This window comes from Chryseobacterium sp. VD8 (assembly GCF_037149975.1).
In the GTDB taxonomy this organism is placed as follows: Bacteria; Bacteroidota; Bacteroidia; order Flavobacteriales; family Weeksellaceae; genus Chryseobacterium; species Chryseobacterium indicum.
The window spans coordinates 1-11,659 of record NZ_JBBCQL010000144.1; the positions used below are offsets into that span (position 1 = coordinate 1).

An 11,659-nucleotide genomic window follows, 5' to 3' on the forward strand; every position below is an offset into this window, starting at 1 on the left:
TTTTAATCATGTAATTAATTTTAACGCAAAATGCGCGAAGATTTTTCTTTTAAAACTTAATGGATATTTTTAAGTTCGCTAAAGCGTTTCACTTAAATAAGCACACAGAGCGTTTTTATTACATTCTAATTATTTTTTAAGCTTATCCATTAATTTGCCTGCAAATTCTTAATCTTTCTTAACTGCTTAACTATTCTTAATGGTTTATTTTAAACGCTTCTCGCAATGACATTACAAAATTCTATATGCCGTTTCATAATTTTGGATATAATTCTCCAACGGTTTCGGGAAGGATTTTTCGTGTGAACCTTCAACATCGGTTACGATGTAATTATTTTGAGTGATGAAATTCTGCCATATTTCTTCTGATTCTACTTCAACATTAAAAATCTCAATGCTTAAATTTTTGTGCGTGAGTTTATGGCTTACATTTTTTACACTTTTGATGAATGGAATTAAATCATCTGAAATTTCAGGTGGAAATTCAAATAACTTTTTCCAGATGAAATCGTCTTTTCTCTGTTGAATTAAAAACTGACCATTTCTGTGAACGAAATAATATTTCAGCTCCAAGTCAGCAGCTTTTACTTTTTTTGTTTTTACCGGAAATTCAGAAACTTTATTCATGGAAAAAGCCAGACAGTCTTCATGTAAAGGGCATTCTCTGCAAAGAGAATTTTTAGGCTTACAGATTTCGGAACCTAAATCCATCATCGCCTGATTGAAGTCACCGACATTTTCAGGTAAAATTAAATGAGCGAGTTCAGAAAAATAATTAAAGGCTTTTGAACTTGAAATATCAAAATCATCTGCAAAAATTCGGCTCAGAACGCGGTAAAAGTTTCCATCCACAGCCGGAATTTTACCCCCAAAACAAATACTGGAAACTGCAGCGGCTGTATATTTTCCGACTCCTTTTAACTTTAAGATTTCATCGTATTCATAAGGAAAAACGCCATTATAATCGTTCATGATCTGTTGCGCCGCCTTATGAACATTGATCGCTCTGGAATAATAGCCTAGTCCTTTCCAATACAGTAAAACTTCGTTTTCGTCTGCTTCGGCAAGGGTTTTTACATCCGGAAAACGCTGAACAAAATTATTATAATGTCCTAATCCCTGAGCAATTCTGGTCTGCTGAAAAACGATCTCACAAATCCAGATTTTATAAGGATCTCTGGTCTGTCTGAAAGGTAAATCGCGGGCATTTGTTTTATACCAGTTAAGAAGTTTATTGCCGATGTGCCTGAAGTCTGATTGTTTTGTTTTTTCCAAAGGTTTGTCTACTACATTTTATGCTTCGACAAGCTCAGCATGACAACGCTAAAAATTCACTTTTAATAAAAACGACTAGTATTAGAAATGTCATGCTGAGCTTGTCGAAGCATCTGTTTATTAAATACAAAGATAATTTAATTTTCTTTTTGAACTGAATATACGGGAGCCGCTTTCAGCCACTGGTATTTTAAATGTTTTTCTTTTGCAATGAAGCGGTAACCTTCCAATTTTTTGAGATAAATATAGGAAGCAGAATCTTTTTTGAATTTCAACTGTTGATTAGACAGAAAACTGAACGGGAAATCCACAATAGAATCTCTCGTTGTTTTCTCTACTTTGCCATTAATAACTCTGTAAATAAATATAGATTTTCCACGACCTTGAGACTGATCTATTAGTTTAATATTTGATGAAGCAATCACCATATCACTTTCATCGAAGCATTCCTGCGGTTTCATGATGTAAGCTTTTCCTTCTTTTATTTCGTCAGCGAAAAGATCTATTGGATGATTTTGCTGTACCCTTTTATCTTCACAACTGAAGATCATAAAAATTACGGGCAAAAAGTAGAATAACCTGCCTTTCATATTTCTATTTTTAACGATTTGGTAGAAAAAAACCGATGAAAAATTGCATCGGTTTTAATATTTAATTTGATTAATTTAATCCTGAAGATATTCTGCATCCCATTCATTTCCATCATCTCCTTTATGTCCGTCTAATTTGATAACAAAACTTTTTGTAGGAAAATAAGGTGTAAGACGAATATCCAGCCAAACTCTGTCTTTATTCACTTTATCCTGCTCGAAACGGACGATTTTGAATTTTTCGATCAATTTATCCGGACCTTTAATTCCGTCAAGGAAGGTTACGATCTGTTTTCTTAAATCATCTTCATTTCTTGCATTCCAGTTTTCGAAAGCTCTTCTGTTTAGGAAATCGAGCAGAACTTTCGTAACGTAATCGAATACACGAACTACGGAATAGGTCTGAAGTCCGATGTTGTCTCCTGTAAATAATGTTTTTGCAGAGAAAGCCATAATTTTTCCGTATTCATTTACCATTGGAACCAATCCCATTTTTTCCAACTGAGAAATTTCGCTTTTCTTTAATTCGAATTTTACGGCGTCCACTTCATTGATGTTTCCGTGCTTTTTACCTGCAGCAACCTGAGACATTAATGTTTTATGAATTTTTCCTGCCAGTGAAGTTGAAGGCGGAAGTTCTACGTTTTCCTCCTCTCCTACTTCCTCAGCTTTTCCGCGTCCAACAAGCCAGTTACAAGTCATGATGACATTACTTCTATGCAGTTCACCTCCTGTAAGATTGGCAGAATGGAATAAATCCACCACGTCATCCGGTTTATCAAGATTCGCAAAATCCGTCACCATCATTACTTTGTTTTCGTTACAGATTTTTGCCCATTTTTCAATGACTTTATTGGATCCTAAATATCCCGGAATTGCTAAAATAGAGTAATTGTCTCGAAGGTCTAAACGGTCGTAATAGTTCTTAAATTCTTCTGCAATGGCATCAATAAAGATCGGGTTATCCAAATCTGAAACCTGATCTAAACTTGCATTAACAATACTTACGTTATCTACTTTATCGAGTTCGGTATTTTTGTAAAACTGAGCGACCGTTCTGTAGTTTGTTTCTAACTGACGAACAGCGTCAAGCGTATTTTTAAGATTTAGCTTTAAATTCTGATCCGCAGCCTGCGCTTTAGCTTTGCATGTTTCTGCCATCTTATCTGCAGAATCGTTTCCTTCCAGAAGATTTACCCAAAGATTAATTTTCTGAAGAAGTTCTTTTCTTTCATCTGCTTTATTGCTGTCATTAAGGAAGATTTCCTTTCTGGCTTTTCTGGTGGGATTCATGTTTGCGATTCCGTCTACAACAGATTCTACAAAACCAAAACCTCCTATTTTATTTAGTTCGGCAAGCGGATTACTTTTCGGCTGACCTGCATGTTGCTGCTGTCCCTGTGGTTGGTTTTCAGCTGCCTGTAATTTACTATCCATGATTAATGTAACGTCTTTAGATTATTTTTCAAGTTCCTGTGCCACTTCTTTCAATACCTCTACGAATGCAGCTCTTGTCTGATCGTTTTCCAGCATATTTCGCAGAATTTTATTGGTTTTAAGCTGTCGAACAATTTTGTTGTACTGTTCCTGCTCCATGCTTAATTGCTGCAAGTAATCTGATTTCTGAGTGAGATTTTTTGGGGTAAAGTCCGCGAGATTCTGAAAACGGAATTCCTCTTCCACTACATTACCGTCCTCCGTTTCGTGCTGAACGCTTACAGAAGGCTGGAAATGTCTGAAGACGTCATCTACTGTTTTTAATCCTGTTACAATTTCAGGGACGTAAGATTCGTCGGTTGTAAGCTGGCTTACTATCAGCGATTTATTCTCCTGAATCTGCTGAATAGCTTCATTGGCGTCTACTTTTACCTCGTTTCCGCCAACGCCATAATTGAACATTGCCATATTATTAATATTTTGAGATTTTCGATGTTGGTGTGTATTGTTTTTATCAGCATCAAATAGCTGACCAATCCAATGTTTAAATTTAAAAAAAAACTGTAACATACAAAATTTTGTTAAGATTTTTCTTGAAATATTAACTTTTTAAATTAAATATTAACCAAAAACTGATATTTTGTGATGTCACTAAACTATGAAAAATTAAATAAAAAACGCACCATTTCTGATGCGTTTTTACTTCTAACAATTTTTGGTCTGTATTACCAAATTTTTATTCTGTCCTGCGGAGCTTTATACATTTTGTCTCCCGGTTTGATGTCGAATACTTTGATGAATGAATCCTGATTGACCAACGGACCGAATGCTCTGAAAACTCCCGGCGAATGCGGATCTGTTTTTACCTGATTGGTCATATACTGATCTGTGGATTTTGTTCTCCAGACTGTTGCCCAGCTCATGAAAAATCTCTGGTCCTGAGTAAATCCGCTGATTAAGCCCGGATTTCCGTGATCTTTAAGATACATCTGAAGCGCATCGTAAGCAACAGCAACTCCTCCCAAGTCTCCGATGTTTTCGCCACTTGTAAATTTTCCGTTAACGAAGCTTCCTTTTACCGGCTCATAAGCGCTGTATTGTGCAGCCAACTGAGCTACTTTTGCGTCAAAGTTTTTACGGTCTGCATCGGTCCACCAGTTATTCAAATTTCCGTCTCCGTCGAATCTTGAACCGCTGTCATCAAATCCGTGAGAAATTTCGTGACCGATAACGGCTCCGATTCCCCCGAAATTAACGGCTGCATCTGCTTTTGGATTATAGAAAGGGGGCTGAAGAATGGCTGCAGGGAAAACGATTTCATTGTTTGAACCGCTGTAATAAGCATTTACGGTTTGCGGCGTCATTCCCCACTCTGTTCGGTCTACCGGTTTTCCTATTTTATCTAAATTTTTCTGATATTGCCAAGCTGAAACATTCTGAAGATTGGAATATAAGGTTGCTCCCTGTTTCGGAGCTTCCACTTTTAACTGGGTGTAATCTTTCCATTTATCCGGATAAGCAATTTTCACGGTGAATTTTGATAATTTTTCCTGTGCTTTTACTTTTGTTTCCGGAGACATCCAGTCCATTTCGTTGATGTGCGTTTTGAAGGATTTTAAAATGTAATCGATATACATTTCCATCTGCGCTTTTGCTTCCGGCGTAAAATATTTCTCCACATATAATTTTCCGAAGGCTTCTCCCAGAACGCTGTTTACCAAAGAAAGCCCTCTTTTGTTCATCGGACGCTGTTCTTTCTGTCCCTGAAGATATTTGGAGTAGAAATCGAATCTGATCTGTTCTAAATTTTCATCCAGATTGCTTGCATTTCCATTGATTAAGTGGTATTTCAGATAGTCTTTCAGTAAAGGAAGGTTTTTCTGGGTAAGGAAGGAATCCATATTCTGGTAATACTTCAGCTCGCCGATGATAACTCTGTCAGTATTTACTCCGGCATCCTTCAGATATTTCGGAAGATTAACGTTTTTAACCAAAGCCGGCAATTCAGATACATTTTTAGGGTTGTATCTTAAATTGGCATCTCTGTTCTGTTCAAGCGTTAATAAATAGTTTGCCAACTGTTTTTCGAAATCCACTACGTTTTTTGCCGAAGTTTCTGAATTTTTATAGCCTAAAACACCGAATAGTTTTCCGACATAGGTTTGATATTCTGCTAATGTTTTTGTATTGGCTTCATTTACTTTCTGATAGTAATCTCTTCCCAGTCCAAGATCAGGACCACCAAGATAGACTGCATTCATTTTAGAATCTTTCAGGTCTGCTCCTACTCTCCATCCGTAAAAAGAGTTGTCGCCTACTTTTGTTGCTTCAAGCAGGTATTTCTGAAGATCGCCGATGTTTTTAATGGCATCAATTTTTGCAAGATCTCCTTTGATCGGAGCCAGTCCTTCCGCATTTCTTTTACCAGTATCCATAAAAGATGCGTATAAATTCTGAATTTTCTGACCTTCGGAGCCCGCAGGATAGGATTCTGACAGGATTTTGTTCAGGATATCTAAAGAAGCGTCATCAACATTTTCTCTCAGTGCATTGAAAGAGCCCCAGCTTGCTTTATCTGAAGGAATCTGTGTAGTTTTCACCCAGTTTCCGTTGACATAGCTAAAAAAATCATCTTGGGGACGAACAGTTTTATCCATGTACGACAGATTGATCCCTTCTTCTTTTACTTCCTCTTTTTTCACCGGCTCTACAGCAACCGTTTTCATGGTTTCAGGTTTTTTAATTTCTCCCGTTTTCGCTGTACCACAAGAATTTAAGAATACCAGACCCAAAAAGGCAAGTATCCCGATATTTAGCTTTTTCATTAAAGATATTTTTTGATTTTACACAAACTTACCAAATATACGAATTTTGATTATAAATGATAAGTGATAAATAATAATTGATGAAAAGGATGTAAATAAGAACTTGATATTTTTGTTATTTGATTTTGATTGACTGAGTATTAGTATTTCTCACAAAGTTCGAAAGAGTTCTTAAATAACCTGAGTTCGGGATAAGTCTTCTTAAACGCAAAGGTTCGCCAGGTTTTGTTTTGCATTGTAGTGGATATTTTTGTTAGCAACGGCGCTTCAATCAGCAAATGATAGCAACTTAGACTATTCTGCTCTTTGATTTTAGGAGAAATTTATTTTTATTGATTTTAACGAAAGGTTAGCTGGGTTTTGTTTTGCATTGTAGTGGGTATTCTTGTTCGCAACGGCGCTTCACTCAGCAAATGATGGCAACTAGATTATTCGGCTCTTTGATTTTAGGAGAAATTTATTTTTATTGATTTTAACGCAAGGTTCGCTAGGTTTTGTTTTGTATTGTAGTGGATATTTGTTCGCAAGGCGCTTTACTCAGCAAATGATAGCAACTTAGACTATTCGGCTCTTTGATTTTAGGAGAAATTTATTTTTATTGATTTTAACGCAAGGTTCGCTAGGTTTTGTTTTGTATTGTAGTGGATATTTGTTCGCAAGGCGCTTTACTCAGCAAATGATAGCAACTTAGACTATTCGGCTCTTTGATTTTAGGAGAAATTTATTTTTATTGATTTTAACGCGATGTTCGCTAGATTTTGTTTTACATTGTAGTGGATATTTGTTCGCAAGGCGCTTTACTCAGCAAATGATAGCAACTTAGATTATTTGGTTCTTTAATTTTAGGAGAAATCTATTTTATTGATTGTAACGCGATGTTCGCTAGGTTTTGTTTTGCATTGTAGTGGATATTTTTGTTCGCAAGGGCGCTTCACTCAGCAAATGATAGCAACTTAGATTATTTGGTTCTTTGATTTTAGGAGAAATCTATTTTTATTGATTCTAACGCGATGTTCGCTAAATTTTGTTTTGCATTGTATTGGGTATTTTTTTCGCAACGGCGCTTCACTCAGCAAATGATAATTATGAAGGCTAAACACAGGGTTTATCATTGCCCAGATAAGTTCGAATATTTACGCAATTTATTTAACTGTGTTGAGATTTCTAAAGGATGAGAAACTTTATTGACTAATTCAAATATTGAAAAACAGACTATTCCCTAGCCGTGATTGCAGCATTTGTCTGAGCTCATTTTCTGGGTTTCGGCGCGGCTCCGCCGCGCCGAAACCCAGAAAATAGCGAGTGCGGAAAGCGCGAAAAAGCTCCAAAAAACAAAAAAACCGCTCACTGCTGAACGGTTTTGGTTATATTTAAAAATTGTGATTACCAGATTTTAATTCTTTCTGCCGGTTTTTTGTACAATTTGTCTCCTTCTTTCACATCAAACGCTTTGTAGAAAGCATCAACATTGGTTAAAGGGCCGAAACTTCTGAAATATCCCGGAGAATGCGGGTCTGTTTTTACCTGATTGATCATGTATTTTTCGCTGGATAATGTTCTCCAGACTGTCGCCCAGCTCAGGAAGAATCTCTGATCCTGTGTGTAACCGCTGATAACTCCCGAATTTCCTTTGTCTTTCAGATACATCTGAAGAGCATCGTAAGCGATGTTTACGCCTCCTAAATCTGCAATATTTTCTCCGTTGGTGAATGTTCCGTTCACGAAAGTTCCTTTTACTGGTTCGTATTTGTCATACTGTGCGGCAAGAGCTTTTGTTGCTTTTTCGAAGTTGGCTTTATCTTCAGGAGTCCACCAGTCTACCAAGTTTCCGTCTGCATCGAACTGCGCACCTGAATCATCAAATCCGTGGCTCATTTCATGACCGATAACCGCACCGATTCCTCCGAAATTCACCGCAGCATCTGCTTTAGGATTGAAGAAAGGCGGCTGAAGAATTGCAGCAGGGAATACGATTTCGTTATTTACCGGATTGTAGTAAGCATTTACAGTTTGCGGTGTCATTCCCCACTCTGTTTTATCTACCGGTTTCCCGATTTTAGCTAAATCTTTGTTGTACTGCCATTCTGCAATATTCTGAAGGTTGGCATATAGATTTCCGCCTTTTGATTCCGGCGTGATGGTTAATTTAGAATAATCTTTCCATTTGTCCGGATACGCAACTTTTACGGTGAACTTATTCAGCTTTTCCATTGCTTTTTGCTTGGTGGTAGAAGACATCCACGTTAATCCGTTGATGTGAACCGCGAAGCTTTTCTTTAAGTAATCGATCAGTTCAACCATCTGCGCTTTCGCTTCTGCAGGGAAATATTTTTCCACGTATAATTTACCGAAAGCTTCTCCTAAAGATCCGTTAATTAATTCGTAACCTCTCTTATTTAAAGCTCTCTGCTCCTGCTGTCCTCTTAAATATTTGCCATAGAAAGCGAATCTCATATCACCTAATTTTTCGCTTAGGTAAGCCGCGCTTCCGTGGATCATGTGGAATTTAAGATAATCTTTGATAACAGGAAGATTCTGTGTATTGATGAATTTATCTAAATTCTTGTAATATCCTAATTCTCCGATAATTACTTTATCTGTATTTACGCCAACTGCTTTAAGATAAGCCGGAAGGTCTACATTTTTTACCAAAGCTGAAAGCTGAGCCATTGTTTGCGGATTGTACTGTAGCGTATTATCACGGCTTTGCTCGTTGGTTAAATATGTTTTTGCGATGCTTTTCTCGTAATCTACGATTCCTTTAGCGGCAGCATCCGCGTTTTTATATCCTAGTTCTTTTAACATAGAAGCAACATATTTTGTATATTCTGCTAAAGCTTCTGTGTTTTTTTCGTTTACTTTCTGATAGTAATCTCTTCCAAGACCTAAAGATGCGTCACCAAGATAAACAACGTTCATTTTAGAGTCTTTAAGATCTGCATCTACTCCCCATCCATAGAAGTTGTTTTCTCCTTCTTTGGTTACAGAGATTAAATATTTTTGAAGATCTCCAACGGATTTAATGGCATCGATTTTATTAAGATTTGCCTGAATCGGTTTAATACCGTCTGCATTTCTTTTTGCCATGTTCATGTACGTTGCGTACAAGTCCTGAATTTTCTTTCCTTCTGTTCCGTCAGCAAATTTATCTTTCAGAAGAGAGTTCAGAATCGTCATGGAGTTGTTGTCTGTATCTTCAGCCAGTTTGTTGAAACTTCCCCAAGTTGGTTTATCGGAAGGAATTTTGGCAGTTTTCATCCATGTTCCACTTACATAGTTATAAAAGTCATCTTGCGGACGTACTGATTTATCCATCAAGCTAAGGTCTAGGCCTTTATCTGTCGCCTGAGCGTTCACGGTCTGTGAACAAATTCCTCCTAATAAAAGCAGAGAAAGCGTTAATTTTTTCATTATAATTACAATTTATACAATAAGTGTAACTTTTTTTTATTTCGTTACTTTTTATGAAAACAAATTTAATTAAATATTAAGATCTGTTTATATTTTAATTTTTAATTTGAAAATCTCTTCTTATCAATTTGTATTTCGAAATTAAGTGAAACGCCTTTGTCTATCTTTAGTTAGGTAATTTAATATTAAAAAACGTTGTTTACCCTTGCGATAATTTAAACGCAATGCCAGACAAGGAATTATTAAAAACTCTGTTTAAAAAATTTAAGATAAACAAAGGCGTTTCTTATTTTTGAAGGACAACTTTTTTACAATCCAAAATTTACGACGTTGCAATTTCTTTTACATTTCCGGTACGTTTTAAGAATCCCCAGGTCTGCATTTCGCCTTTCAGTGCTTTTCGGAGGCTTCTGAACAGGACAATATACATAAGCCAACGATATCCGAAACGCTGCGGAATCACATACAGCAGGTTTACCAATTTCTCTCTCTGCATGATGAATGCAATAAAAGCCAGAGACGCATCCACCAAAAGGAAAATTAAATAGTAACTGAATATTTTTCCCCCGTTTCCGGATAATATTCCAAAAAACATGATGACATCGGCAAGCGGTGAGAAGAACGGAATAATGTACTGAAAGAGTAAAATATTCGGCATTGCCCAGAGTCCTAAACCTTTGTATTTCGGGTTAAGGAAAGTCTGTCTCTGTTTCCAGAACATCTGCATAATTCCGTACGTCCATCTGAAACGCTGTTTTAAAAACTGCTTTACGCTTTCCGGAGCCTCTGTCACGGCAACTGCACGGTTTTCGTTGGCAACGCTGTAGCCTTCTCTTAAAATTTTAACCGTAATATCGCAGTCTTCGGCTAAAGTGTCGGAAGAATATCCGCCAACTTCTTCAATTACAGATTTTCTGAATGCTCCGATGGCACCGGGAATTACAGTAATCGCATTGATATTCGCATACGCTAAACGATCAAAATTCTGACTGGTTGTATATTCAATAGACTGCCATTTTGTAAGCCAGTTTACGGTATTTCCCACTTTTACATTTCCAGCCACGGCTGCAATTTTTTCATTCGGATCCGAGTTTAAAAATCTTGCAATTAAATATTTTACGGCATCTTTTTCGAGTTTTGTATCGGCATCTATGCAGACCACATATTCTGCATCGGTTTGGGAGATCCCGAAATTCAGAGCGGTTGCTTTTCCGCCGTTGGTTTTGCTGAAAATCTTCAGTTTCGGATGATCAGAAAAGGCCTCTTTCGCTTTTTCATAGGTAGAATCTTTGCTTCCATCATCCACCAGAATAATATTGAAATTGGGATAGGTCTGTTTTAACAGATTATTTAATGATGACACAATGTTGATTTCTTCATTGTACGCCGGAACAATAATTGAAACCTTCGGATAGGATGCCAAAACAGGAAATTCTCCCGATTTTTTTTCTTTTCGACGTTCCTTAAAAGCCCAGAATAACATAATAATCAATCTGATGAGTCCTAATGCGATAAAAATGGTAAACAATGCCACTAAAAAATGACTGATTCCGTAAATAATGGTTGCCAAAAGAAGATTAAGCTGCATTACGTAATAGGCTCTTGTTTTTGGAACAGAAGGCATAAGTTCTGCTTTGTTTTTATGCAGAATACTGGCAAGATTGGTGAAATGATATCCTTGTTTTTGTAAAGTCGGGATTAAAACTTTCAAAGCTTTTACGGTTTCTTCACGGGTTTCGCCTCCTGCATCGTGAAGGAGGATGATGTTTCCGCGTTCGGCTTTTACACCAGCCAATACACGTTTTACAATTTCATCGGCTTTTATTCCCGGCTGCCAGTCTTCGGGATCAATGTTTTCGCCAATATCAAGATAATTCTGCTGTCTCGCCAATGCAACAGGTATAATTTCTTCGGAAGTTGTAGGCTCAGAGTCCGCATTGTAAGGTGCTCTGAAAAGAATAGTACTGTGTCCTGTGATACATTCGATGAGCAGTCTGGTGAGTTTCATTTCCAGCAGGGCTCTTTGTGGACTTACTTTAGCCACATTTTCATGGGTAAAGGTATGGTTTCCGATTTCATGTCCTTCTCTGTAAATTCGTTTAACCAAAGGAAGGTTTTTTT

At 37.0% G+C, this 11,659-nt stretch carries 7 protein-coding genes; all 7 read right to left on the bottom strand.

Annotation, left to right across the window (positions count from 1 at the left end):
- Positions 1-231 precede the first annotated feature (231 nt).
- On the bottom strand, positions 232-1,275 hold the full coding sequence (mutY, locus tag WFK35_RS15030) for an A/G-specific adenine glycosylase (protein WP_336733284.1): 1,044 nt from the start codon (positions 1,273-1,275) through the stop codon (positions 232-234).
- A gap of 137 nt (positions 1,276-1,412) precedes the next feature.
- Complete coding sequence (locus tag WFK35_RS15035) at positions 1,413-1,865, bottom strand: hypothetical protein (RefSeq protein WP_336733286.1); 453 nt, start codon at positions 1,863-1,865, stop codon at positions 1,413-1,415.
- 75 nt (positions 1,866-1,940) lie between these two features.
- Positions 1,941-3,302: a DUF5458 family protein gene (locus WFK35_RS15040; protein ID WP_214590474.1), complete on the bottom strand. Its 1,362-nt coding sequence runs from the start codon at positions 3,300-3,302 to the stop codon at positions 1,941-1,943.
- 21 nt (positions 3,303-3,323) lie between these two features.
- Complete coding sequence (locus WFK35_RS15045; protein WP_076395488.1) at positions 3,324-3,770, bottom strand: type VI secretion system contractile sheath small subunit; 447 nt, start codon at positions 3,768-3,770, stop codon at positions 3,324-3,326.
- A 257-nt stretch (positions 3,771-4,027) separates the two neighbouring features.
- Positions 4,028-6,127 (bottom strand): M13 family metallopeptidase, encoded by a 2,100-nt coding sequence (locus WFK35_RS15050; protein WP_336733289.1) that lies wholly within the window; start codon positions 6,125-6,127, stop codon positions 4,028-4,030.
- Positions 6,128-7,510: 1,383 nt separating this feature from the next.
- Positions 7,511-9,538, bottom strand: coding sequence for a M13 family metallopeptidase (locus tag WFK35_RS15055; protein ID WP_336733291.1), 2,028 nt, complete (start codon positions 9,536-9,538; stop codon positions 7,511-7,513).
- Positions 9,539-9,860: 322 nt separating this feature from the next.
- On the bottom strand, positions 9,861-11,659 hold a 1,799-nt coding region (locus WFK35_RS15060; protein ID WP_336733293.1), incomplete at its 5' end, for a glycosyltransferase.